The organism is Borrelia nietonii YOR, assembly GCF_023035795.1.
GTDB lineage: Bacteria > Spirochaetota > Spirochaetia > Borreliales > Borreliaceae > Borrelia > Borrelia hermsii.
In genome coordinates this window covers 34,110-60,508 of the sequence record NZ_CP073153.1, presented here as the reverse complement: position 1 = coordinate 60,508, position 26,399 = coordinate 34,110, and the positions used below count along the sequence as shown (strand labels likewise).

General features: G+C 31.8%; 24 protein-coding genes. 4 read left to right on the top strand and 20 right to left on the bottom strand.

The window, feature by feature from the left end; all coding sequences use genetic code 11:
* Positions 1-1,055 precede the first annotated feature (1,055 nt).
* The 4 genes from bhYOR_RS05565 (at position 1,056) to bhYOR_RS05550 (ending at position 5,594) form a co-directional block, all read left to right on the top strand.
* Positions 1,056-2,045 (top strand): CRASP family complement regulator-acquiring lipoprotein, encoded by a 990-nt coding sequence (locus tag bhYOR_RS05565; RefSeq protein WP_025434196.1) that lies wholly within the window; start codon positions 1,056-1,058, stop codon positions 2,043-2,045.
* 853 nt (positions 2,046-2,898) lie between these two features.
* A complete protein-coding gene (locus bhYOR_RS05560) occupies positions 2,899-4,035 on the top strand; it encodes a hypothetical protein (protein WP_025434195.1) in 1,137 nt (378 codons plus the stop codon).
* A 709-nt stretch (positions 4,036-4,744) separates the two neighbouring features.
* A complete protein-coding gene (locus tag bhYOR_RS05555; protein ID WP_025434194.1) occupies positions 4,745-5,335 on the top strand; it encodes a hypothetical protein in 591 nt (196 codons plus the stop codon).
* Positions 5,316-5,594, top strand: coding sequence for a hypothetical protein (locus bhYOR_RS05550; RefSeq protein WP_025434193.1), 279 nt, complete (start codon positions 5,316-5,318; stop codon positions 5,592-5,594). Before bhYOR_RS05555 ends, bhYOR_RS05550 begins: the two co-directional genes overlap by 20 nt.
* Positions 5,595-5,809: 215 nt before the next feature.
* On the opposite strand, the gene bhYOR_RS05545 is transcribed toward bhYOR_RS05550, so the two are convergent.
* The 20 genes from bhYOR_RS05545 to bhYOR_RS05450 form a co-directional block, all read right to left on the bottom strand.
* Positions 5,810-6,664 carry a complement regulator-acquiring protein gene (locus bhYOR_RS05545; RefSeq protein ID WP_025434192.1) on the bottom strand — a complete coding sequence of 285 codons (855 nt, stop codon included), beginning with the start codon at positions 6,662-6,664 and terminating at the stop codon, positions 5,810-5,812.
* 236 nt (positions 6,665-6,900) lie between these two features.
* Complete coding sequence (locus bhYOR_RS05540; RefSeq protein ID WP_025434191.1) at positions 6,901-7,764, bottom strand: complement regulator-acquiring protein; 864 nt, start codon at positions 7,762-7,764, stop codon at positions 6,901-6,903.
* Positions 7,765-7,998: 234 nt separating this feature from the next.
* Entirely contained in the window at positions 7,999-8,856 is an 858-nt protein-coding gene (locus bhYOR_RS05535; protein WP_025434190.1) for a complement regulator-acquiring protein, read from the bottom strand.
* A gap of 178 nt (positions 8,857-9,034) precedes the next feature.
* Positions 9,035-9,850 carry a complement regulator-acquiring protein gene (locus bhYOR_RS05530; RefSeq protein ID WP_025434189.1) on the bottom strand — a complete coding sequence of 272 codons (816 nt, stop codon included), beginning with the start codon at positions 9,848-9,850 and terminating at the stop codon, positions 9,035-9,037.
* 295 nt (positions 9,851-10,145) lie between these two features.
* Complete coding sequence (locus tag bhYOR_RS05525; RefSeq protein ID WP_025434188.1) at positions 10,146-10,958, bottom strand: virulence associated lipoprotein; 813 nt, start codon at positions 10,956-10,958, stop codon at positions 10,146-10,148.
* 274 nt (positions 10,959-11,232) lie between these two features.
* Complete coding sequence (locus bhYOR_RS05520; protein ID WP_080684302.1) at positions 11,233-11,928, bottom strand: virulence associated lipoprotein; 696 nt, start codon at positions 11,926-11,928, stop codon at positions 11,233-11,235.
* 482 nt (positions 11,929-12,410) lie between these two features.
* Entirely contained in the window at positions 12,411-13,328 is a 918-nt protein-coding gene (locus bhYOR_RS05515) for a virulence associated lipoprotein (RefSeq protein WP_247088466.1), read from the bottom strand.
* Positions 13,329-13,605: 277 nt separating this feature from the next.
* Positions 13,606-14,418, bottom strand: coding sequence for a virulence associated lipoprotein (locus tag bhYOR_RS05510; protein ID WP_247088464.1), 813 nt, complete (start codon positions 14,416-14,418; stop codon positions 13,606-13,608).
* 343 nt (positions 14,419-14,761) lie between these two features.
* Positions 14,762-15,583, bottom strand: coding sequence for a virulence associated lipoprotein (locus tag bhYOR_RS05505; protein ID WP_247088462.1), 822 nt, complete (start codon positions 15,581-15,583; stop codon positions 14,762-14,764).
* A gap of 398 nt (positions 15,584-15,981) precedes the next feature.
* Positions 15,982-16,773 (bottom strand): virulence associated lipoprotein, encoded by a 792-nt coding sequence (locus bhYOR_RS05500; RefSeq protein WP_025434183.1) that lies wholly within the window; start codon positions 16,771-16,773, stop codon positions 15,982-15,984.
* Positions 16,774-17,117: 344 nt separating this feature from the next.
* Positions 17,118-17,975, bottom strand: a complete 858-nt coding sequence (locus tag bhYOR_RS05495; RefSeq protein WP_025400257.1) for a virulence associated lipoprotein — start codon at positions 17,973-17,975, stop codon at positions 17,118-17,120.
* 197 nt (positions 17,976-18,172) lie between these two features.
* Positions 18,173-19,240: a CRASP family complement regulator-acquiring lipoprotein gene (locus tag bhYOR_RS05490; RefSeq protein WP_025400256.1), complete on the bottom strand. Its 1,068-nt coding sequence runs from the start codon at positions 19,238-19,240 to the stop codon at positions 18,173-18,175.
* Between the two features lie 260 nt (positions 19,241-19,500).
* Complete coding sequence (locus tag bhYOR_RS05485) at positions 19,501-20,595, bottom strand: virulence associated lipoprotein (RefSeq protein WP_025400255.1); 1,095 nt, start codon at positions 20,593-20,595, stop codon at positions 19,501-19,503.
* Between the two features lie 167 nt (positions 20,596-20,762).
* Positions 20,763-21,032: a hypothetical protein gene (locus bhYOR_RS05480; protein ID WP_025400254.1), complete on the bottom strand. Its 270-nt coding sequence runs from the start codon at positions 21,030-21,032 to the stop codon at positions 20,763-20,765.
* A gap of 288 nt (positions 21,033-21,320) precedes the next feature.
* Entirely contained in the window at positions 21,321-21,896 is a 576-nt protein-coding gene (locus bhYOR_RS05475; RefSeq protein ID WP_281506152.1) for a virulence associated lipoprotein, read from the bottom strand.
* 173 nt (positions 21,897-22,069) lie between these two features.
* The gene (locus tag bhYOR_RS05470) at positions 22,070-22,702 is read right to left on the bottom strand and encodes a hypothetical protein (RefSeq protein WP_247088459.1); all 633 of its coding nucleotides are present in this window, start codon (positions 22,700-22,702) and stop codon (positions 22,070-22,072) included.
* Positions 22,703-22,723: 21 nt separating this feature from the next.
* Entirely contained in the window at positions 22,724-22,918 is a 195-nt protein-coding gene (locus bhYOR_RS05465) for a hypothetical protein (RefSeq protein ID WP_247088457.1), read from the bottom strand.
* Positions 22,919-23,143: 225 nt separating this feature from the next.
* On the bottom strand, positions 23,144-23,797 hold the full coding sequence (locus tag bhYOR_RS05460) for a virulence associated lipoprotein (protein ID WP_247088455.1): 654 nt from the start codon (positions 23,795-23,797) through the stop codon (positions 23,144-23,146).
* Positions 23,798-23,874: 77 nt separating this feature from the next.
* Positions 23,875-24,561 carry a hypothetical protein gene (locus bhYOR_RS05455; RefSeq protein WP_247088452.1) on the bottom strand — a complete coding sequence of 229 codons (687 nt, stop codon included), beginning with the start codon at positions 24,559-24,561 and terminating at the stop codon, positions 23,875-23,877.
* Positions 24,562-25,004: 443 nt separating this feature from the next.
* Complete coding sequence (locus bhYOR_RS05450) at positions 25,005-26,243, bottom strand: virulence associated lipoprotein (protein WP_247088450.1); 1,239 nt, start codon at positions 26,241-26,243, stop codon at positions 25,005-25,007.
* Positions 26,244-26,399 lie beyond the last annotated feature (156 nt).

The window sequence follows — 26,399 nt, the reverse complement described above, 5'->3', positions numbered from 1 at the left end:
GATGTAGAAGGTTTAATTGCTTAAGATTATGCTAGATAATATGCTTGCACAAAGGGAGGGGAAGTGCGATTTAAAGATACAATCAAGCTTTTGTATTTGTTAGGCAGTCTGCTGTTTAAATTTAGTTGCAAGTTTTAATTTATATTAATTGCGATAGGTTGCAAATTTTGCATTATTTAATGTATAATAAATATTACAGGTTAAGCCACCACCTGGTTCAGTTTGCGTATTTTAAAAATTTAATTTAAAGACGTAAACTGGTTTTTATTGTGTTAAATTATTATGATATTGTTTTAATTATTCCTATAATTTATTAGTAATATAGATATAAATATAAAGATAAATTATTTAACAATAAATAAAGATTTTAATTATTGTTAAATTTATGTGATGTAGAGTGTAAGCAGTGAACTAATCAGCAAATTTCAAAAACGGCAGCGTGGCTATTGACGTTTTTAAAGAAAACTTTATCAAAGTTCACTATTGTATAGTTTAATTGGTCTTATAATTTACAGATAAAATATGAAAATTAAGTATAGAAATAAATTAAAATAGTAAGAAAAAATCTTAAAAAAATGATACTAGTTGCGGTAATTAATAATAATTCGTATATAATAATAGATATAAAGATATATTATGTATTATTTATAATAAATGTAGAATAGTAAATGTTATGATTTATTTTACTGTCTTTAAGTAGTTAAAAAGGTTGATAATAGAAATACCGGTCTACATTTAGATAAGTAGTCTGGATCAGGTGGTGACTCAATTTTATAAATTCAAATTTATAATTTTTCTTGTAAAAATATTTTGCCATTTATTTTGATTTGGGTTTTTTTGATACAAGGATAAGAGCTTAAAAAATTAAAGAAAGGTTAGGCATTGATGTTTTAAGTTAATTAAGATAGTATTATCTTATTAATTAGTTTAATAATATACATACACAATTAGTAGTAAAATATTGCTTTATATAAATTATACATTGCTTATTGTACAGTGTTATGGTGTACATGCTTTGTTGTAAGGTATAAAGTGAGAAAGGAGAATGTTTAGTAATGCAAATATTTATAGTATTTCTTATTACAAGTGTTTTAAGTATATTTGTTGGATGTTCCACAGGTACATTACCAGCAAATAGTCAGTCAGATTCATCAGGGGATCAATCATCAGATTTAGTAACATATGAAGTTTATACCCAAGACAATAATGAGTATCAGCTGCTAGAAGAAAATTTAGAAAATCTAAAAATAGTAAGGTCAGCAGGGGAAGTTTATGCCGACTTGAAGGCGATGATAGATGATTTTAGTGCAACATGGGACTCTAAGCGTGATAAGCTTATGAAAGAGTTTGACGGATCTGATTTTGCTGATGGCATATTGCATAATGAAAAATTTGGGTCATTTTTTGATGGCCCCCAATGGTATTCCCACTTTGAGGTTTATAAGATGGTGGGTCCTAATAATAGGACTTCCCTTAGGTCAAAAGATATAAAAAATCAGTATGTTAAAGATGATCTTTATATGTCGCTAGACTATGATAGGGAAGCTATTCTTGACTTAAAAAGTATAGTAGAGAGATTAACAGCTAAAAATATGTGGTGGAGTCGTATTGATGCTGCTCGGGATTTAGTTAGAGATTTATTATATGGTGCGTCGAATGTCCGCAAAGTCATGCAACTTGGTTTTAGGCAAGTTAATTTAGATCTGCTTCAAAAAAGTAATGATTTAGAAAAGCTTGATGTTGTTAAGTCTATGGTAGAAATGTTGATTAATTATCATGCTTTGATTGCAAAAATATTGAAAGATAGGCTAAGGGAAGTAGCAAGTTTGAATGATCCAGATAAAATGAGCGAGAGATTGATGTCAATAATTGGTACAGGCGGAGAGCTTTGTAGTTCGGAAGTTTTAGCGTTGCCAGTGTATGGTGCTCCTAACTATTATTTTTCACGTAACTTACTAAGCTTAAAAGGGGACATTTGCTTTTATGTTGGTAGATTAAAGCAGATGGTGCAGTTTGGGGAGATAAGAATGTTTGACCACATTTAATTGTAACCACAATTGCCTTAGTTGTAGGGCAAGAGTTTTTGATTTAAATGTAGAAAAAATGTAAAATACAGGGTAAATTATTTTAGCCAGTTTATGTTTCTAAGTGTGCGTAGACTGGCATTTTATAATTTATTATTAATTATTATTAATTGATTTGAGTTATGGTTGTATTAATTTAGTAGAGCTAAAATTGTAATTTTAAATTACAATTACAATTTTACTTATGAAGTAATATGCCTTGATGCCAAAAATCTAACTATTCCCGCAAGATCTCTATAACGTACTTACTATCTCTTAAATGCTAAAGTTTCATATAATTAGAAATCTATATAATTAGAAACCTTGGCAAACTCTGTTTTAGCGCTTTCAATTATATGCACAATTCTGCTATAGGAATTTGGGAACTTAGATATAATCCGGAGTTTAATCCTTGGTAGCAGGCGTATTTCTACTGCATTGTTTTTTAAGTTGTATCTTATTGTTAAATAAATTTATTTAAATAAACATTAATGAAAAATACTGCTAAAGTTATGAATGTTAATTATTCATCACCAGACTTAGGGTCCGTTAATTTTAAATGTTTTACCAATTTGTATATTAATTTGTATATTTTTCCAAAATAGCAGAGATTTAAGTAAGAGGGAATGTTTTAAAAAAAATATTTGTAAAGATAGCTTGGAAAAATAAACTTTTAAATGAGCTTGTATTATTGTTGCAGATTAAATTATAAATATTAAGTAAATTATTTTAATAATAAATCAATTTATAAATTGATTTAATTGTAAGTTGATTTATTAATTATATTAATTACACGTTGATTTATAAATTTATTTTAATGTTCAAGGAGAAGTGAGTGAAAAAATTTAGTGTATTAATTTTTTGTGTTATAAGCATAATGATGATAGGATGTGGGCATCAAGGGAAGAAACGTTTAGATGGTGTAATTTCCAAAGGACGTCGGGCAATAAGAGGTCCTGCTTTAAATAAGGTGGTTGTACCACGACGTGCTCCATTAGTTAGGGAAGAGTTAAGAAAGGGTATTTTAACGCCAATAAAAGTAGATGATGTTAGTTCGTTGGTTGGAGGTGATGGAGCTGTAGATGGTGATGAAACTGTAGATGGTGATGGAACTGTAGATGGTGATGAAACTGTAGATGGTGATGAAACTGTAGATGGTGATGAAACTGTAGATGGTGATGGAACTGTAGATGGTGATGAAACTGTAGATGGTGATGGAACTGTAGATGGTGATGAAACTGTAGATGGTGATGAAACTGTAGATGGTGATGAAACTGTAGATGGTGATGAAACTGTAGATGGTGATGGGAAGCAAGATGGTAAAGCAGCTAGAGATCTGGCTTATAAAATATTCACCATGAGATTAGACTTTCATATTAAAGAGCTTAATGCTGTAGTAGATACAGTTGCAGCCAAAGAAGCAGGATTTGATCCAAAAGACTCTTTATTTGATGACCAGGTTATTGCTAAAAAATTACAATATTATGAGCATCAAAGGATAAAGAGAAAAATTTATGCAACATTAGGAAATAGTATTGAAGATATTCAAGTTTTAAAAAGTCTATGTAAAGAGTTAGATTTATCAATCGATATTAATGATTATAGATATAACGATAGTGAAACGAAGCTTATGGCAGGTGTGTTATACCAATTATATTATGCTTCAGCTTATGCCTATCTAAATTTAAGTTTGAATTTCAGTGAAGAAAAATTAGCTTTAATTAATAAAAACATGTCTTCAGAAAAAATAGCTGCAATTGACCTTAAGTTACAAGAGTTTATTGACGTAAGAGAAAATGTGATGCTTAAAATAGTTAATAAGTTGAATGGGGCAATAGGATATAAAAATAATAGAGATAGGATGTTGTCGTCATTGAGAGTAATTGCTGCTTCAGATGGGCCTATAGCGTTGGAAATCCACTCTTTATTGAAAATATCAAATGACATTGGACATTTAATTCGTTCTTTATAAGAAGAGGGTAAGTTTAAATTTAAATGGAGCGGTTAAACTTCCCATAGTATAATGACAATAGCATTAATTATTATGTTATGTGTATGCCGCTTAAGCCAAGATGTCTTTTGTCATGTCTTTTATTTAGTGTAAAGATTAAATATAAGATAAACATGAAAATAAAGAAATTAGTTAATTTAGGTCTGTTTCAGGCCTTTTTTTTGAAAAAATTTCAGAGATTTTAATGTATTTAGGTGCGGTATGAATTTGTTCCAATATTATGTTACAATGCTTAAATAAATACAATGAGTGTTAATAAAGCTATAAATTTAGGCTGTATTCAAATATTAAAGAACAAGAGAAATAAAAACTAAGGTTAAAACAGTTTGAAGTTAAGTTTGTGGATATTAGCTCTAGTGAATTTAGTGTTCTTAGAATCTAAAAAGCATACAAGAAGTCACTTCTATAAAAAGATCATAGAAACAGTAGTTTACCCATAGTAAATCCTGAAAAGATGTAATAAAGATTTAAAAAGGTTAAGCCACCTACAGCTTGGGGTATTCCAAGCTGATATTTTAAATATTGTTTGTTGTGAATGGACGAAGTAATAAATTTAAAAACCTTAAATTATATGGATTGTAACGTATAATAAGTATCATAATGTAATATTTATTATATAAGATTAATTATTGTTTGTATAGTGAAAAAACTAAAAAGAGGAGATATATTAATGAAAAAATTTAATATATTATTTTGGGCATTATTTGTAGTCATTGTATCTTGTGGGGAAAAAGATAAATTAAATATGCCAAGAGATAAAAAAAGAATAGTAATTCGTAGTACTAGAGTACCGGAAGGAGGCAGCAGCAGCAGCGGAATAACGACTAGTAGCTTGCTAAAACAGGGAAAAATGCCAATTGATGACCTAATGCATATAAATGATAGTGATACACCTTATGAGATATTAGTAGGAGAGGTACGGAAGTTTAGCGCATCACTTCAAAAGCTAAGAACTGACTTTAAACAAGGTGGGTGTTCATTTAATATTCCTTTTAAAGAATTTCCACAATATTTTAGTTTCCCAGATACATACTATGACGTTTATGAGAGTTTAGGGTATGATGTTATTTTTATTGAGAAGTTGGAGAGTATATTGATGACTTTAATAGGCGAAAAAAATATTGATTCCCAAAGGGTTTATCAAAGACGTAAGGATAGGGAGGTTGTTAAAAATGTGTTAAATAGTTTACGTAAGGTTGCAGTTGTTTCCAGAGGAGGGGATGGACGGCGGATGCATTTAAATGATTACGCTTTGGGGTAAACTTAAGGAATTAGCGACTGAAGATGAAATTAATAATGCTACATTGCAATTACGTGCATTGATTAATTTAAGGGAGAACATAATATTTCAAATTAAAATGCATATAGGAGAAGCGTCAAGGGCTAATGATAGACAAATAATATTGGCCCATTTGGAAAATATCTATCATGAGGAGAAAGGGCTTAATCCATTGTTCAATCAGATTGTACGGTCTTTATATGTGCTTAAAGGACTGGTTAAGAGAATAATAACTAATTAATATAAGTTAGATCCATTACATCGGGAATTACTAAGATATGATCAATGATATGATCAATTATTATATTGATATTAGAAAAGGATGTACGAGAGTAGATTTGCTTTATGGATTTTGTGAATTTAGTTGATTTTATTTCTTTTTGGTATTTTCTCTGTAAAAAGATAAAGGAAGGAAATTATTTTTTCCTTCCTAAGGTTCTAGTGTTTTGTAAAGTGTTATTTTAAAATTTTTTCAATATCTTGAGTTAGTGCTTGAGTCTTAGGAATTTCATCCTTAAATACCCGGCCATACTTAGAGCTTACGTACTTTAATAATTCTTGGTGGTTATTTGGAATACCATCAATATTAGCTTCATAATCAGCAATGATGTTATTGATAGTATCTTTCCATTGCTGTCTTAATGTGTCAATATCTTCAAGTTTGCTTTTAATATTTTTTAATTCTTGAAGTGTCAAAGTCTTAAGATTATCTTTTTTGCTTTCTATTTTATCAATTATTTGTTCAAAATTCCCTTGAGCATAGTCTGTTCCTGCGTTTAAGATATTTTTTGCTAAATCTTTGTTTTCATTGTTTTCTATTTCATTTATAATTGTTCCAAATTTTTTAATTTTGTCTTCACTCCAGTCTAGGGATGAATATAATTGCTTTCTTAGGTATTGATTTTCATCAGAATTCATTATTTTTTGATTTGCTTTGTTCTTTAAAAATTTAAATACCCTACATTTCATTCCGTATTGCTCAGAGTCTTCAATATTATTGTTATATTTATTTATTAAAGCCATATCAGTTTGAGCTTTGTTTGTTATCCAGGCTACTAATGATGCTTTATCTTCTTCTTTGTCTTTTTCTGATTTTACGCCTTGGGCTTTTTCCAAAGTGTTTTGTGCTAATTTTTGTTTGTCATTTAGATTTGGTTTTGTTAGATTTGGTTTTGCTAGAGTTTGTGTTGTTGCATCATCGCTATGACCATCTTGTAGGGCAGTAAGATCACCACCCTTTGGGTTACAACCAACTAGCATAGATGCCATTAAAGTAAATCCGATAAAAATGTTATTTAAAATATTTCTCATAAAATATTCTCCTTCCTTAATATTATTATATCATAATCAAATTAATAATGATTACAATATGATATTGTATATCAAATAATTTGAAAACCAATAAACTAAAGAAAAAAATAATATTTTTTTCTTTAGTTTATTGGTTGAGATTTATATTTTTTATTTCTTTTTGGTATTTTCTCTGTAAAAAGATAAAGGAAGGAAATTATTTTTTCCTTCCTAAGGTTCTAGTGTTTTGTAAAGTGTTATTTTAAAATTTTTTCAATATTTTGAGCTAGTACTTGAATGTTAGGAATGAAATGTTTAAATGTTGTGCCATACTGAGAGTTTACATGTTTTACTAATACTTGTTTATTATTTTGAATGTCATCGGTATTAGCCTCATAATCAGAAATGATGTTATTAGTAGCATTTATCCATTTCTGTCTTAATTTATCAATTTTTTCAAGGTTGACTTTAATGTTTTTTAATTTTCGAAGTGTTAATTTATTTAGATTTTCTTTTCTTTCGTATGTTATATCAATTATCCATTCAAAATATCCTTGAGCATAATTTATTCCTGCTGATAAGATCGTTTTTGCCAAATGATCACCATCATTTGGTCCTATTGTGTTCAAGATTGTGCCAAGCTTTCTGATTTTGTCTTCGCTCCAGTCTAAGGATGAATATAATTGCTTTCTTAATCGTGTATTTTCGACAAAATGTATTGGTTTATTATTATCCGTGTTATTTAAAAATTTAAATACTCCCAATTTCATTCCGTATTGCTCAGAGTCTTCAATATTATTGTTATATTTATTTATTAAAGCCATATCAGTTTGAGCTTTGTTTGTTATCCAGGCTATTAATGTTTCTTTTTCTTTATTTTTTTCTTTATCTTTTTCCGACTCTACGCCTTGGGCTTTTTCTAAAGTGTCTTGTGCTAATTTTTGTTTGTCATTTAGTAGATTTGGTTTTGCTAGATTTAGATTTGCTAGAGTTTGTGTTGTTGCATCATCGCTTTGACCATCTTGTAGAGCAGTAAGATCGCCACCTTTTGGGTTACAACCAACTAGCATAGATGCCATTAAAGTAAATCCGATAAAAATGTTATTTAAAATATTTCTCATAAAATATTCTCCTTCCTTAATATTATTATATCATAATCAAATTAATAATGATTACAATATAATATTGTATATCAAATAATTTGAAAACCAATAAACTAAAAAAAAATATTATTTTTTTCTTTAGTTTATTGGTTGAGATTTATATTTTTTATTTCTTTTTGGTATTTTCTCTGTAAAAAGATAAAGGAAGGAAATTATTTTTTCCTTCCTAAGATTTTAATGTTTTGTAAAGTGTTATTTTAAAATTTTTTCAATATCTTGAGCTAGTGCTTTAATTTTAGGAATCTCATCCTTAAATACCCGTCCATACTTAGAGCTTACGTACTTTAATAATTCTTGGTTGTTATTTTGAATGTCACCGGCATTAGCCTCATAATCAGAAATGATGTTATTAGTAGTATCTATCCATTTCTGTTTTAATTCGTAAATTTCCTCAAGTTTGCTTTTAATATTTTTTAATTCTTGAAGAGACGCGGTCTTAAGATTATCTTTTTTGCTTTCTATTTTATCAATTATTTGTTCAAAATCTCTTTGAGCATGACCTGCTCCTGCTAAGAAGATGTCTTGTGTCAAATTACCGGTGTTATTTAGATCTATTTTGTTAAAGATTGTGCCAAACTTTCTAATTTTGTCTTCATCCCACTCTAAGGATAAATAAAATAATTTTCTGAGGCGTGTATTCTCATCAGAATTTACTATTTTTTGATTTCTCAAGTTTTTTAATAATTTAAATACTCCCTGTTTCATTCCATATTGGTCGTCATCTTCAATCTTATTTTTGTATTGCTTGATTGAAGCTATACTAGTTTGAGCTTTGTTTGTTATCCATGCCATTAATGGTGCTTTATCTTTTTCTTTGTCTTTTTCTGATTTTATGTCTTGAATTTTTTCCAAGGCGTTTTGTGCGAATTTTTGTTTGTCATTTAGTAGATTTGGTTTTGTTAGATTTAGATTTGCTAGAGTTTGTGTTGTTGCATCATCGCTTTGGTAATCTTGTAGGGCAGCAAGATCGATACCCTTTGGGTTACAACTAACTAGCATGAATGCCATTAAAGTAAATACAATAAAAATGTTATTTAAAATATTTCTCATAAAATATTCTCCTTCCTTAATATTATTATATCATAATCAAATTAATAATGATTACAACATCATATTGTAATCATTATTTTGTCTGAGATATTAGCTATAAGTTTTTAACTAAAAAAGAAGAGAAGAATATCTTCTCTTCTATGGTTGTAATTATTATGTTTAAATATATTTTGTGATGTTATTTTATTTCATCTATTATTTTTTTAATTTCAGTACCTGTGTCTTTAGTACTTTGAAGAGCAGCTTTAATGTCTTTGTCGTATGATATCTTTATATGTGCTACTAATTTTGCAACGTCATTTTTGATGCTACCTTTATCAGCCGTGTGATCTGCGATAATTCCATCTACAAATGTTTTCCAAGTCTTTTTTGATTGTTCAATTTTCTCGAGGTTGCTTTTAAGTGCGTTTAGTTTTTCAAGACTTAAAGAATTAAGCTTGTCTTTTTTTACGTCTATTTGAGTGGTTGCCTTACCAAGTTCTTCTTGAATATTTTGTCCTGCTTTTATTAGATCTGCATTCCAAGTACCTTTATTAGCGGCATCTGCTTCGATTTGAACAATGATTTTTCCAAAGTCCTCAATGGTTTTTTCGATCCAATCCAAAGATGCATAAAATGTCGCTCTTAAAGACTTGTTACCATCATCGTCGTAGGTTTTGTTATTAGCAGTGTTAGTTAATTTTTTAAACGCCCCATCTTTCATTCCGTATTGATCATTCTTTTCAACCTTGCCTTTTTGTATGGCTTGTTCACTTGCGGCTTTTTGCTTAAGAGCATCTATTACAATTTGTTTTTGAGCTTCATTTGCTTGAGCAACATTATCTGCTGGTTTGGCTGGTATTGGTTTTTTTGGAGTTTGTGTTGTTGAGTCATTGCTATTGCCTTGGGCGTCTTGTAGGGTAGCAGGGTCATCACTGCCTTTTGGGTTACAACCAACTAATATAAATGCTATTAAAGCAAATACAACGAAAATGTTATTTAAAATATTTCTCATAAAATATTCTCCTTCTTTAATTTTGATTATTATTTAATAATCATTCTTAAATGATATTATACACTATTGAATTTGGATGTCAAGTGAATTGATCAAAAAAAATAATAAAAATTTTGATCATAATATTTGTTAGTGCGGCAATCATCTTGTGTATGGCCTATGATAGGCCTGATGGTAGGTCTTTTAGGTGCATTTTAGTTTTATTTGAAGTGATTTAAGCTTATATGTTAGTTTTGAAATTTATTAAATCTTAAGAATACTTTTGCAAGATATTGTATCTCGTATTTCAATTAACCTATTGATTAATGTAATAGTTGTGTTTTATTGTCTTTAAAATTTTATTAGTTTTATGAGCTATGTCTTTGATACTATTAATTTTATCTTCTATTTTTGTGTATTTAGTGATTATGTGTTCTAGTAATTTTATGCTGTTATTTTTAATATCTGCATCAGTTCTATAATCATTAATTATATTATCTACAAATGCTATCCAAATTTTTCTTAAGTTTTCAATTGTATCAAGATTGTTTATAATGTTTGTTAGTTGTTTAACATGCAGAAGAGTTAAATTGTCTTGTTCTATATTGATTTGATTTATGAGTGCTTCAAATGGCTTTTGATAGTATTCCCTTCCTGTGTTTATGATTGCTTTATAAAGTTTATTGCCTTTCTTAGTATTAGGGGCTTGCATTTGAATCAGAATTTCTCCCAGCCATTTCAATCTTATTATATTGTAATTTAAAGATGCGTGGAATAGCTTTATTTTGTATTTGTCTATGGGATATATCTTATTTGACGCATGCACCACATTCTGGTAGTGAATTTCATCAAAAATTGCACATTGTATTCCAAGCTGTGCTGCAGACTCCTTGATAATATCTTTTTCATGTGTCTTTATTAAAGTTATGTCAGTTGTGACTTTGTTCTTTATTTTATTTATTAAGTTTCTTCTTGCGTTTAAAATATTTTTTATTCTTAACGATTTTTTTGAGAATATGTCTTTTTGAGCGGTGTTTAATGTGCCATTTGACTTGTGACTTGGATTACAACCAATTAGAGCGAGTAGTGGTAAAATAAACGTAATAGAAAAAATATGTTTATGTTTCAAAATATTCTCCTTGTTTGTAGAGTTAAGAACTAATTAATAATTTAATCATTAATTTTGTAAGTATGATTTGCTAATGCAAGTTTAAAAATTATTAATTAGTAATTATTGTTAATTAACATTATATGTTCATTTTGATTTAAATATCAATATAAATAAGCAGATAATAAGGTAGATAGTAAGGTGGTTATATAAACAATAAAAAGGAGCTAAGTGTGTTTGCTCCTTTTAGAGTAGTTATAAAGTTATTTTAAAAAGTTATTAAAATGTATAGGCATTATATTGTATCTAAAATATTTTTAATTTCCCTAGCTAGCGTTTTGACTACCTCAAATGAATTATTAAATTTTGTCTTATGTTTTATTAGGTAATCCTTTAATTTAGCAGCATCCTTTTTAATTTCCCATTTATTGGCCTTAAGATCATTGTAAATTGTTGTTTTTGCGTCTTTGATGTGCATTTCCCTTTCTGCTATAAGTTTATCAAACTTTTGATCAAGTGCTTGCAAATTATCTAAACTTAAAGAGTTAAGGTTATTTTGCTTTTTAATTAGTTCTCCAAATGCAATTTCAAAGTAATTACAAGCATACTCTCCTGTTTTATCTGCAATTTCTTGAAGTAATTTATTGTATTCATTGGGATTAGGTATGCTATTTGTGGCTGGTTCAAATTCATCAGCAAAAGGTACAAGGGTGTTAAGTACATCTCCAAAAATCATAATGAGGTTTGCGTCATACTCAAATGCCAAATAAACTTTTGATCTGGCATCTTTTGACTCAGGCGCGCTATATGTCAAATTGCGATTATAAGGAGAGAGAATTGTATTAAATGTAAGAAAGGCAAATACATTATTAGATGGCGAACTAGCTATGCCTTCCATTCCATATTGGGTTCCTCCTGGCCCATAGTTATTCCATCTATGGTCCACATCACCATCTTCAATCCAGGCGTAGTTGATATGATCATTTAACATCTTTTCGTATTTTGGAACTCTAAGTTTTAATTTAGCGATTATAAATTCCCGTTTATGCTGTTTTATTTGTGCTTGTATTGCTTGAATGGCTGGCGATTCAGGAATTTTACCCCCCCCCCCAATTTTTCAGGTTTTGCATTACAAGCAACCAGAGTAAGTAGTGGTAAAATAAATGGGATAATAAATGTGATAGAAGGGATCAAAAAAATATGTTTATGCTTCAAAATATTCTCCTTGTTTTTAGGATTAAAATCCAATTAATAATTTAATCATTAATTTTGTAAGTATGATTTGCTAATACAAGTTTAAAAATTATTAGTTAGTAATTATTATTAAATAATATTATATATTTATTTTGATTTAAATATCAATATAAATATGATATAAGATGTTTTTAAACAATAAAAAAGGAGCATAAGTAGCTTTGCTCCTTTTAGAGTAGTTATAAAGTTATTTTAAAAAGTTATTAAAATGTATAGGCGTTATATTGTATCTAAAATGTTTTTAATTTCCCTAGCTAGCGTTTTGACTACCCCAAATGAATTATTAAATTTTGTCTTATGTTTTATTAGGTAATCCTTTAATTTAGCAGCATCCTTTTTAATTTCCCCTTTATTGGCCTTAAGATCATTGTAAATTGTTTTTGCGTCTTTGATGTGCATTTCCCTTTCTGCTATAAGTTTATCAAACTTTTGATCAAGTGCTTGCAAATTATCTAAACTTAAAGAGTTAAGGTTATTTTGTTTTTTAATTAGTTCTCCAAATGCAACTTCAAAGTAATTACAAGCATACTCTCCTGTTTTATCTGCAATTTCTTGAAGTAATTTATTGTATTCATTGGGATTAGGTATGCTATTTGTGGCTGAATCAAATGGAACAGCAGAATCTGCAAGTTTGTTAAGTATTCTGCCAAAAATTCTAATGAGGTTTTCGTCATATTCAAATGCCAAGTAAACTTGTCTTCTAGAGGTTTTGCTAGATGGGAGATCATAGTCGGCATATTCGGTATTGTTATATGCTCCGGTCCTATGATTATATTTAGCATAATGAGGAGATAAAATTACATCAAATACTTTATTCTTCCCTTTCATTCCATATTGAGTTCCCCCATCTCCATAGTGAAGATGCCATCTATTTGCTTCATCACCATCTTCAATCCAGGAATAGTTATGAGCATATAACAGATTTTCATGTTTTTGAACTCTAAGTTTTAATTTGGTGGTTATAAATTTCCGTTTATGCTGTTTTATTTGTGCTTTTAATGCTTGAATAGCCAGTGATTGAGGGGAGCTTTTCGTTTTTCCAGGTTCTGCATTACAAGCAAGCAGAGTAAGTAGCGGTAAAATAAATGGGATAATAAATGTGATAGAAGGTACCCAAAAAATATGTTTATGCTTCAAAATATTCTCCTTGTTTTTAGGATTAAAATCCAATTAATAATTTAATCATTAATTTTGTAAGTATGATTTGCTAATACAAGTTTAAAAATTATTAGTTAGTAATTATTATTAAATAATATTATATATTTATTTTAGTCTAAATATCAATATAAATAAGCAGATAATAAGGTAGATAGTAAGGTGGTTATATAAACAATAAAAAGGAGCTAGGTGTACTTTGCTCTTTTTAGAGTAGTTATAAGGTTATTTTATAAAGTTATTTAAAATGTATAGGCGGTTATATTGTATCTAAAATGTTTTTAATTTCCCTAGCTAGCGTTTTGACTACCTCAAATGAATTATTAAATTTTGTCTTATGTTTTATTAGGTAATCCTTTAATTTAGCAGCATTCTTATCCTTTTTAATTTCCCCTTTATTGGCCTTAAGATCATTGTAAATTGTTTTTGCGTCTTTGATGTGCATTTCCCTTTCTGCTATAAGTTTATCAAACTTTTGATCAAGTGCTTGCAAATTATCTAAACTTAAAGAGTTAAGGTTATTTTGCTTTTTAATTAGTTCTCCAAATGCAACTTCAAAGTAATTACAAGCATACTCTCCTGTTTTATCTGCAATTTCTTGAACTAACTTATTGTATTCATTGGGATTAGGTATACCTAAGATCCCATCAAATTTAACAGCTGGTCTTCCTAGCGAGAAAAGTACATCTCCAAAATCTTCAATGAGGTTTTCGTTATACTCAAATGCCAAATAAATTTTTGATCTGGCATCTTTTGACTCAGGCGCGCCATATGTCAAATTGCGATTATAAGGAGAGAGAATTATAAAAAATATATTCCGAGCTAGTTCGAGGCGATGCATTCCATATTGCCTTCCTCCTGGTCCATAGTTCTTCCATCTATGCTGCACATCACCATCTTCAATCCAGGCGTAGTTGATATGATCATTTAACATCTTTTCGTATTTTGGAACTCTAAGTTTTAATTTAGCGATTATAAATTCCCGTTTATGCTGTTTTATTTGTGCTTGTATTGCTTGAATGGCTGGCGATTCAGGAATTTTACCCCCCCCCCAATTTTTCAGGTTTTGCATTACAAGCAACCAGAGTAAGTAGTGGTAAAATAAATGGGATAATAAATGTGATAGAAGGGATCAAAAAAATATGTTTATGTTTCAAAATATTCTCCTTGTTTGTAGAGTTAAGAACTAATCAATAATTTAATCATTAATTGTGTAAGTATGATTTGCTAATACAAGTTTAAAAATTATTAGTTAGTAATTATTATTAAATAATATTATATATTTATTTTGATTTAAATATCAATATAAATATGATATAAGATGTTTTTAAACAATAAAAAAGGAGCATAAGTAGCTTTGCTCCTTTTAGAGTAGTTATAAAGTTATTTTAAAAAGTTATTAAAATGTATAGGCGTTATATTGTATCTAAAATATTTTTAATTTCCCTAGCTAGCGTTTTGACTACCTCAAATGAATTTTCAAATTTTGGTTTATGTTTTATTAGGTAATCCTTTAATTTAGCAGCATTCTTATCCTCTTTAATTTCCCCTTTATTGGCCTTAAGATCATTGTAAATTGTTTTTGCGTCTTTGATGTGCATTTCCCTTTCTGCTATAAGTTTATCAAACTTTTGATCAAGTGCTTGCAAATTATCTAAACTTAAAGAGTTAAGGTTATTTTGCTTTTTAATTAGTTCTCCAAATGCAACTTCAAAGTAATTACAAGCATACTCTCCTGTTTTATCTGCAATTTCTTGAACTAACTTATTGTATTCATTGGGATTACGTATACCTAATCCCCCATGATGAAATGTAGCAGCTCGACCTCCTAGCGAGAAAAGTGCCTCTCCAAAATCTTCAATGAGGTTTTCGTTATACTCAAATGCCAAATAAATTTTTGATCTGGCATCTTTTGACTCAGGCGCGCCATATGTCAAATTGCGATTATAAGGAGAGAGAATTATAAAAAATATATTCCGAGCTAGTTCGAGGCGATGCATTCCATATTGCCTTCCTCCTGGCCCATAGTTCTTCCATCTATGCTGCACATCACCATCTTCAATCCAGGCGTAGTTGATATGATCATTTAACATCTTTTCGTATTTTGGAACTCTAAGTTTTAATTTAGCGATTATAAATTCCCGTTTATGCTGTTTTATTTGTGCTTGTATTGCTTGAATGGCTGGCGATTCAGGAATTTTATTACCCCCCCCCCCCCAATTTTTCAGGTTTTGCATTACAAGCAACCAGAGTAAGTAGCGGTAAAATAAACGCGATAGACAAGATTAAAAAAATATGTTTATGTTTCAAAATATTCTCCTTGTTTGTAGAGTTAAGAACTAATCAATAATTTAATCATTAATTGTGTAAGTATGATTTGCTAATGCAAGTTTAAAAATTATTAGTTAGTAATTATTATTAAATAATATTATATATTTATTTTAATTAAAATATCAATATAAATAAGCGGATATGATTCTTAAGAAATAAATTTATGTGTGTTTACATGGATATTTTGGTAGGGTAGAAATATGCGTATTTTTATTAGAAATATGATATAAGATGTTTTTAAACAATATAAGAAAGAGCAAAGTATACTTTGCTCCTTAAAGTTATTTTAAAATATATAGCGTTTTTATATTGTATCTAAAATGTTTTTAATTTCCTTAGCTATTTGTTCTATTGCTGCAAATGATTCTATAAATTCTTTTTTGTTATCATCTATGTGTTTTATTAACTGATCTTGTTGTCCTATATTGCCCTGTGGATCCTTGAATTTGTTTTGTATTGCATCTGCACGGTGTCTAATAATTTGTCTTTTCTCGTCAAGATCTCTAAAGTGCGTTTGAAGTGATTCTAGGTCATCTATGCTTAAAGAGTTAAGTTTATCTTTTTTGTTAGTCAGTGGTATGAATGCAGTTTCAAAGTAATTTGTGCTAAGAGCAGTTACTTTGTCTACGATTGTTTCAAGCAATTTGTACTGTGGATTTGGCGGTTGCTCAACTGCACCTTCTGCTAGTTTATTTAGAATCAATCCAAAAGATGTAATGGAATCGGTGTGATATTCTAAGGCTAGGTAAAATTTTCTTCTGAGATTTTTGTTGTCATTATGGTTGTATGCTTTGTTATTTTTTTTAAGTATGTCGAATGCCGCATTATTGTTAGTATCGTCATGCATTTTAAATTGAGCCGGGTCTTCTTTGCTCCAATTCTTATCTGAGTGGATATCTAATGTCTTTTGAGCAATGGTAGCTCTTAGATTTAATTCCATTAGTGCATACTCTATTTTTTGTTTTTCCAGTTCTGCTTTATACATTTCTTCTGTTAAGGGAGTTCCGCCTTTATTATTTGTTTGGTCAGTTCCTGAATTGCAAGCAACTAGAACCAAGAGTGATAATAAAAATGTGGTAATAAAAAAGTTTTGCAAAATATTCTCCTTGTTTTTAGAATTAAAAACTAATTAATAATTAAATCATTAATTGTGTAAGTATGATTTGATAGTGCAAGTTTAAAAATTATTAGTTAGTAATTATTATTAAATAATATTATACATTTATTTTGATTTAAATATCAAGATGTAAGATAAAGATTATATCTTATCATAAATTTTAAATTGTTTTGAATATGCTTTGGAATATGATTATTGCAATGTGATTTATGTATGTGTATTTAAAAACCGTTTGTTTTGAATATGCTTTTAATTTTAAGTATGATTTTAAATCAAGGAAGAATATTTTCTTTTATGAAGTTGCTTGTAAATAAATATTCAAATCAATATATTTTTATCTTATTTAAGATTTGGTTAATCTGGTAAGCCGTTTCTTCTGTTTTTTTAATCAATTCTTTGAATTTATTCTTATAATTATTTTTATTTATGTAGTTTCTTAAATTAGCAGCATCACCATCTTTGATATTATCTTGATCATTTTGAAAATCATTGTAAATTGTTTCTGCGTACATTTTGCAAGTATCCCTTATTTTTTGAAGTTCGTCAAATTTGTCTTTAAGGTTTTGCAAATCATCTAAACTTAAAGAGTTAAGCTTATCTTGTTTATCATGCAGTGGTATTAATGCAATTTCAAAGTAATTATGAGCATATTTTCTTGCTTCAGCTAGGATATTTTCTATTAAAATATTATATTCTGTTTGAAGATCATGTTCATTTGGTGCGTGATCAACATTGGTATTTGCACCTTCTGCTAGTTTACTTAGGATTTTTCCAAAATTTGTAATGACTGATCGGCGATGCTCAAGGGCTAAATAAATTTGTTTTCTGGCAGCCTTATTGCGGTCACTTGCATAGACCTCACCAGTATCACTATTCTTGGCTATATGAAATGCTTGGCCTTGTGCATTTATTTCATATATATCATTGTCTTCTATCCAGGTATCATGCTTGTGTATCTTTAATGTATATTTGGCCTTTATAATTTTGCTTTTTAATATGGCGATTATAAGTTTTCTTTGTCTTTTTTGTTCTGCATCTGTTCTGACTGTTTTTACCCTTAAGGCTATTTGTTTTGCGTCTTTTGCTTCTTTTAGTGCTTTTTCTAATTCTGCACTCAGATTAGCTTTGCAAGTTAAGGTGGTAATGGTGATTAAAGTGATGATAGAAATTTTAATCTTCAAAACATTCTCCCAACCTGTAGAAACAGATCAATTAACAGTTATAGTCAATATTATCATTTAATAATGCTTATTAAGCAGTATTATGAATAATACATTTATTGTACATTTATTGGGTTTTAATATCAAGATTTCTAGGTAAGAATAGTTATTGTAAGAATTAATCTTGATATTGAGTTTAAGATGTCAAATAAAAGCTTTTATATTTGATCAAGTAAGTTTTTGAACCGGTTAGCTAGGCTTGTTATTATGTTAGCTGTTGTTATGAATCTTTCTTTATATCTGTTAGCAGACATGTAGGCTGTTATGTTAATGTGATTACCATCTTTAATATTATATATATTATTGTGGTAGTCATTATAGAGTGTTTTCATGCGATTTTCGAAATTCTGCTTTTCTGTTTCAAGTTGTTCAAATGCGGTTTGAAGTGCTTTTAGCCTTGCAAGATTTAAAGAGTTAAGCTTGTTTTGTTTGTTACGCAGTGTCATTAATGCAACTTCAAAATAGGCATTAGCATAATCAATCGTTGCATTAAGAATATCTTCGACAGTTAAATGTATGCCAGCATCTATTAGTCTGTTAAAAATCTCTCCATGCTTTTGAATACTGATTCTATCGTACTTAAAACTTAAGTAAATTTTTCTTCTGTCTTTGGCGGCTTGATTGCTTTCTAAGAGGTAAGGGTAGGTTTCGTAGCCTTTTTGATTGTATTTTTTGCTTGCTCTATTAAATGCACTAATGTTTCTTTGCTGGCCTGGTAGGGATGTCATCCCAAAGTGATTACTAGGCTCGTGCCAATTGGTATCTGTGTGCATATTTAATATTGTTGCGTTATCTTCAACTTTAGACTTTAATTTATTGATTATGATCTGTCTTAAATTTTGATTCAGTGCTATTGCTATTTTTATTGCTTGTATTTTTGCTTTTAGTATTTCGTCTTGTGTTTGCTGTATTTCTTGTTTTGCGGTTTCTTGTTTTATTATTGCCGCTTCTGCGGTTTTTTGTTTTGCTTGCGTTATTGTTGTTGCTAGTACTGCTTCAATTTCTGTGATTTTTTGTGCTTCAATTTCTGCTTCCGCTTCTATTTCTTTTATTATTGCGTTTAGTTCTGCATTTGCTCTTACTGCTTGTGCTTCTAAGACTATTTGTTCCGCGTCTTTTGCTTCTTTTAGTGCTTTTTCTAATTCTGAACTTAGATCTGCTTTGCAAGTTAAGGTGGTGATGGCAACTAAGGTAATTAAAGTGATGATAAGAACTTTGTGTTTCAAAATATTCTCCCAACTTGTAGGCACAGATCAACTAACAGTTATGATTTGACGGTTATTATTTGATAATGCTTACTAGCAATAGTATACATTTATTGGATTTTAATATCAATATTGGCTAGGTAGTAAGATAGTTATTTTCATGGCTATCTTCATAGTTAATCTTGATATTAAGTTTAGGTATAGATTCTAGAATCAATGTTATCAATGTTAATTCATTTGCTCCATATTAATCGGTATTGAATCGATATTGAATAAGAGATTTATGTTTTATATATAATGTTATTAATCTGGGTGATTAGTGTTTTAATTTGTTCAATTGCCCCTTTGAATTTGTTTCTGTATGCATTGTTAGTTATATATTCTTCTATTTTTTTGATACCACCGGTTCTAATTTTGTTTTTATCATTCTGGAAATCATTGTAAATCTTTGTTGCGTACATTTTGCAAGTATGTCTTATCTTTTGAAGTGCCTCAAATTTTTTTAGAAGTTCTTGTAGACCGCTAAGCTCTAAAGAGTCAATTTTATTTTGTTGATTACTTGGTATTCTAAATGCATTGTTAAAGTAGTGATCGAAATGCTCATGAATGTTATTTATGATCTCTTGTAATAAGTCATTAGCCTGATCATGTGCAGAAGTTTTTTGTTTTGCCTGGTCAGGTGAGAGATAAGAATCCTTTGCAATTTTGTTAAGAATTTCTCCAAGAGATTTTATGTAAGTATCCTGGTACTCAAATACCAAGTAAATTTTCTTTCTAGTCCCCTTATTATCGCTATGATAATATGGATTTGGGCCTTGCTTGAGCACATCAAATGCCTTGTTGTTAGAAGTGCGATCGTGCAATCCAAATTGATCAGGCGGTTCAATCCAATAATCATTGTCGTATTTCATTAGCAGTGTTGCGGTATCTTGAATTTTGTGCCCTAGTTCAAGCTTTGCTTGCATAAGTTTAATCTGTGTTAAATCCTGCTTCCGTGTTTTTTCTATTTGTGCTTCAAATTGTTTTGTCTTGTTTTCTATTATTAGTTTTTCTTTTTCTGCACGTTCTTTTTCATTTTGTGCGACTTCTTTTTGCTTTTCCGCTTCTTTTATTGCTTTTTCTGCTTCTTTTATTGCTTCTGCTGATGATACCACTATTGCTTCTAGTGCTTTGTCTGTTGCTGTTCGTGCTGTTTCTGCTTTTGCTGCTGCCTTTGTTGCTGCCTTTGTTGCTGCCTTTGTTGCTGCTACTGTTTCTATTTCTGCTTCTTTTAGTATTTTTTCTATTTCTACAGCCTTGTCAAGATTTGCTTTGCAAGTTAAAGTGGTGATGATAATTATGGTAATTAAAGTAATGATAGAAATGTTAGTTTTCAAAATATTCTCCCAACTCGTAGAAACAGATCAATTAATAGTTATAATTAACAGTTATTATTTGATAATGCTTACAATAACATTATACATTTATTGGATTTAATATCAAGGTTGCTAGGTAATCTTGCAAGTTTGTCTTTTGGTACGTTAATTATCCTCTTGACTTATTACTATGGATTTAGTCTTAGTATTTCATTTAATAGTTGTTTTTTTCTTTTTTCTTTTGCTTGTTTTGTTACTTCGTCTTCTGGTATTTCTATGAATGTTTGTATTATTGCTTCTTGTGTTTTCCTTTTTGCTTTTTCCTCTTTTTTTCTTATCTCTTCTTGAACTTGACGTGCTCTTCTGTCTATTTCTGCCTTGTTTAAGTTTGAGTTACAAGTAATTAAGCTTATTAAAATGAGTATGACAATTAATACAACAAAAAAATTCTCTTTCAAATATTCCCCTTGCTTTAGCTATAATCATTAGTTAGCAAATAAGTTAGTAATTATAGTTAAATGACATTATATGTTTGTTGAATGTATATGTCAAGCATATAAGATATCAGAAATAGTAACCTTCAGTTAGGATGCAATATTGCAAAATGGTTGCATTTATGGCATTTAGTAATTTTTATTTAAATAATATAAGGCTGAAAAAAAGAATAAGGAGAAAAATGTTTCTCCTTATTACAAAATTTAATAACAAATTTATTATGTAATAGATTTATGACCGATGTTTATATCTTATTGAATCTTATTTAAGATACCGGCAATCTCATTAGCTGTATCTATGACTGTATTGAATTCGGATTCATTTGAAGTGAATTTGCCGTTTAGATAAGCTTGTATTTCCTCAGCGGTAGCATTATCTTGAAGTGTATGTTTAGCGGTACCAATTTCTATGTTATTATAGTAATCATTTGTAATTGGCTTTACGAATGCTGAGTAAATCTTTTGATCTGATGAATTAATTGTTGGAAACTTTTGTATCAGTATTTGTAAATCATTTAGATCCAGTTCCATAAGCTTATCTTTTTTGTTAATTAGCGTATTGTATGCTGTTAAGTAGAAAGCTCTAGCATATTGTCTTATCTTCTTCACCATATTTGTAAGCTCGGTTTTCATTTGTACATTTTTAGTTGCTACCATTTTGTTTGCAAGTGCTCCAAAAGCTTTAATGGCGAGGACATTATAACCAAAGCCTAGGTACATTTCGCGTCTAATTGTTTTACTTCTATTATCATTGACATTGTATTTTGTTTTTTGGCTCTGAGCATTATCATATTCAATTACATCAAATAATTGATTGGAGCCTGAGATGTTATAATCTTCCGCATATTCATCCCAAGCTATATGATTATGTAAGTTTATGTTTTGTTTTATTGTTGGAATAATAAAGCTTATTAAGTAATCGATAGTATTCTGTTTTGCATCTTCGCCGCTAAGATCAATTGCGCCTCCGCCAAGATCAGTTGCGCCTCCGCCAAGATCAATTACGCCTCCGCTAGGACCAGTAGTTGCTCCGCCGCCAGGATGATTGCCCGCACCGCTGCCAGGATCAGTTGCCCCTCCGCCAGGATGATTACCCGCACTGCTGCCAGGATCAGTTGCACTTCCGCCAGGATGATTACCCGCACTGCTGCCAGGATCAGTTGCCCCTCCGCCAGGATGATTGCCCGCACCGCTGCCAGGATCAGTTGCGCCTCCGCTAGGACCAGTAGTTGCTCCGCCGCCAGGATGATTGCCCGCACCGCTGCCAGGATCAGTTGCCCCTCCGCCAGGATGATTACCCGCACTGCTGCCAGGATCAGTTGCCCCTCCGCCAGGATGATTGCCCGCACTGCTGCCAGGATCAGTTGCACTTCCGCCAGGATGATTGCCCGCACCGCTGCCAGGATCAGTTGCCCCTCCGCCAGGATGATTGCCCGCACCGCTGCCAGGATCAGTTGCCCCTCCGCCAGGATGATTGCCCGCACCGCTGCCAGGATCAGTTGCACTTCCGCCAGGATGATTGCCCGCACCGCTGCCAGGATCAGTTGCCCCTCCGACAGGATGATTGCCCGCACTGCTGCCAGGATCAGTTGCACTTCTGCCAGGATGATTACCCGCACTGCTGCCAGGATCAATTACCTCACCGTTAGGATCAATTACCTCACCGTTAGGATCAGTTGCTCCGCCGCCAGGCTTAGGTGGTGGATCTTGCTTGCGTGGATCAGGAGTGTTTGTAGGAATTTTACCCCCCCCCCCCCCAATTTTTCAGGTTTTGGGTTGCAAGAAACCAGAGCTAAGAGTGGTATAAACAAACCTGTTAAAATGAATATAATAAAGATCTTGTATTTCAAAATATTCTCCTTATTTTCAAGATAAACAAATATATTAAATATTTATTGAATATATTTGTTAATATTATTAGCAATAGTATTAATAAATAATAGTTATTATAAAATAATATATATTTATTTAATTTAAATATCAAGATAATATAAGGCTGAAAAAAAGACTAAGGAGAAGTAGTTCTCCTTAGTACAAATTTATTATGTAATATATTTATAGTCGATATTGATATCTTATTGAATTTTATTTAAGATACCGGCAATCTCATTAGCTGTATTTATGGCGTTATCGAAGTCGGATTCAATTGGAGTGAATTTGTCTTTTAGGTACTTTTGTATTTCCTCAGCGGTAGCAGTAGTTTTAAGTTGATGTTTAGCGGTACCAATTTTTATGTCCTCATGGTAATCATTGTAGATTGAAGATATGAATTTTGAGTTAATATTGTTATGTGATGAACAAATTGCTCGAAGCTTTGTTCTTAGTGTTTTTAGATCATTTAGATCTAGCTTCATAAGCTTATCTTGTTTTTTAATTATCGTATTGCATGTTGTTAAGTAGAAAGCTCTAGCATATTCTCTTATCTTATCCACCATATTTGCAAGCTCGGTTTTCATTTGTACATTTTGAGTTGCTACCATTTTGCTGGCAAGTTTCCCAAAAGCTTCAATGTATGGTGGAAAATAGCTAAAACCTAGGTACATTTCGCGTCTAGCTGTTTTACTCTCATCATCCTGAGTATTATAAAGTTTTTTCTGTTTTTTAGCATCAGTATACTGAATTACACCGAAGAATTGAGTGGCGCCTGAGATGATATAATCTTGTTTACCCTCATTCCAAGTTGCATTATTATGTGTGTTGAAGGGGTCTTTTATTCCTTGATGTATCAAGCTGCTTATTGAGTAATTGACAATGCGCTGTTTTAGAGCTTCATCCTGTTGGTCTGCAGCTCCGCCGCTAGGACCAGTTACCCAGCCGCCAGGATGATTACCCGCACTGCTGCCAGGATCAGTTGCCCCACCGCTAGGACCATTTGCCCCTCCGACAGGATCAGTTGCCCCTCCGACAGGATCAGTTGCTCCGCCGCCAGGATCAGTTGCCCCGCCGCTAGGACCAGTAGTTGTCCCGCCGACAGGATCAGTTGCCCCACCGCTAGGACCATTTGCCCCTCCGACAGGATCAGTTGCCCCTCCGCCAGGATGATTGCCCGCACCGCTGCCAGGATCAGTTGCCCCACCGCTAGGACCATTTGCCCCTCTGCTAGGACCATTTGCCCCACCGTTAGGATCAGTTGCTCCGCCGCCAGGACCATTTGCCCCACCGTTAGGATCAGTTGCTCCGCCGCCAGGATCAGTTGCCCCACCGCTAGGACCATTTGCCCCACCGTTAGGATCAGTTGCCCCACCGCTAGGATCAGTTGCTCCGCCGCCAGGATCAGTTGCCCCACCGCTAGGACCATTTGCCCCTCCGACAGGATCAGTTGCCCCTCCGACAGGATCAGTTGCTCCGCCGCCAGGATCAGTTGCCCCGCCGCTAGGACCAGTAGTTGTCCCGCCGACAGGATCAGTTGCCCCGCCGACAGGATCAGTTGCCCTGCCGCCAGGATGATTACCCGCACTGCTGCCAGGATCAGTTGCCCTGCCGCCAGGATCAATTACCTCACCGTTAGGATCAATTACCTCACCGTTAGGATCAGTTGCTCCGCCGCCAGGCTTAGGTGGTGGATCTTGCTTGCGTGGATCAGGAGTGTTTGTAGGAATTTTACCCCCCCCCCCCCCCCAATTTTTCAGGTTTTGGGTTGCAAGAAACCAGAGCTAAGAGAGGTATAAACAAACCTGCTAAAATGAATATAATAAAGATCTTGTATTTCAAAATATTCTCCTTATTTTCAAGATAAACAAATATATTAAATATTTATTGAATATATTTGTTAATATTATTAGCAATAGTATTAATAAATAATAGTTATTATAAAATAATATATATTTATTTAATTTAAATATCAAGATAATATAAGGCTGAAAAAAAGACTAAGGAGAAGTAGTTCTCCTTAGTACAAATTTATTATGTAATATATTTATAGTCGATATTGATATCTTATTGAATTTTATTTAAGATACCGGCAATCTCATTAGCTGTATTTATGGCGTTATCGAAGTCGGATTCAATTGGAGTGAATTTGTCTTTTAGGTACTTTTGTATTTCCTCAGCGGTAGCAGTAGTTTTAAGTTGATGTTTAGCGGTACCAACTTCTATGTTATGCCTGTAATCCTTTTCGATTGGAAATATGAATTTTGAGTCAATATAGCCACTTGCTGAACGAATTGATTGAAGCTTTGTTCTTAGTGTTTTTATATCATTTAGATCCAGCTTCATAAGCTTATCTTGTTTTTTAATTAGCGTATTGAATGCTGTGAAGTAGAAAGCTCTAGCATATTGTCTTATCTTATCCACCATCTTTGTAAGCTCGGTTTTCATTTGTACATTTTGAGTTGCTACCATTTTGTTGGCAAGTTTCCCAAAAGCTTCAATGTATGGTGGAAAATAATCAAAACCTAGGTACATTTCGCGTCTAGCTGTTTTACTCTCATCATCCTGAGTATTATAAAGTTTTGGCTGCTTCTGAGCATCAGTATACTGAATTGCGCCGAAGAATTGAGTGGCGCCTGAGATGATATAATCTTGTTTACCCTCATTCCAAGTTGCATTATTATGTGTGTTTAAGGGGTCTTTTATTCCTTGATGTATCAAGCTGCTTATTAAGTAATTGATAATATTTTGTTTTAGAGCTTCATCCTGTTGGTTTGCAGCTCCGCTGCCAGAATTGCCTGCTGCTGCCCCGCCGACAGGATCAGTTGCCCCTCCGACAGGATCAGTTGCCCCGCCGCTAGGACCAGTAGTTGTCCCGCCGACAGGATCAGTTGCCCCTCCGACAGGATCAGTTGCCCCGCCGCTAGGACCAGTAGTTGTCCCTCCGACAGGATCAGTTGCCCCTCCGACAGGATCAGTTGCCCCTCCGACAGGATCAGTTGCCCCTCCGACAGGATCAGTTGCCCTGCCGCCAGGATGATTGCCCGCACCGCTGCCAGGATCAGTTGCCCTGCCGCCAGGATGATTACCCGCACCGCTGCCAGGATCAATTACCTCACCGTTAGGATCAGTTGCTCCGCCGCCAGGCTTAGGTGGTGGATCTTGCTTGCGTGGATCAGGAGTGTTTGTAGGAAATTTACCCCCCCCCCCCCCCAATTTTTCAGGTTTTGGGTTGCAAGAAACCAGAGCTAAGAGAGGTATAAACAAACCTGCTAAAATGAATATAATAAAGATCTTGTATTTCAAAATATTCTCCTTATTTTCAAGATTTAACAAATATATTGAATATATTTGTTAATATTATTAGCAATAGTATTAATAAATAATAGTTATTATAAAATAATATATATTTATTTAATTTAAATATCAAGATAATATAAGGCTGAAAAAAAGAATAAGGAG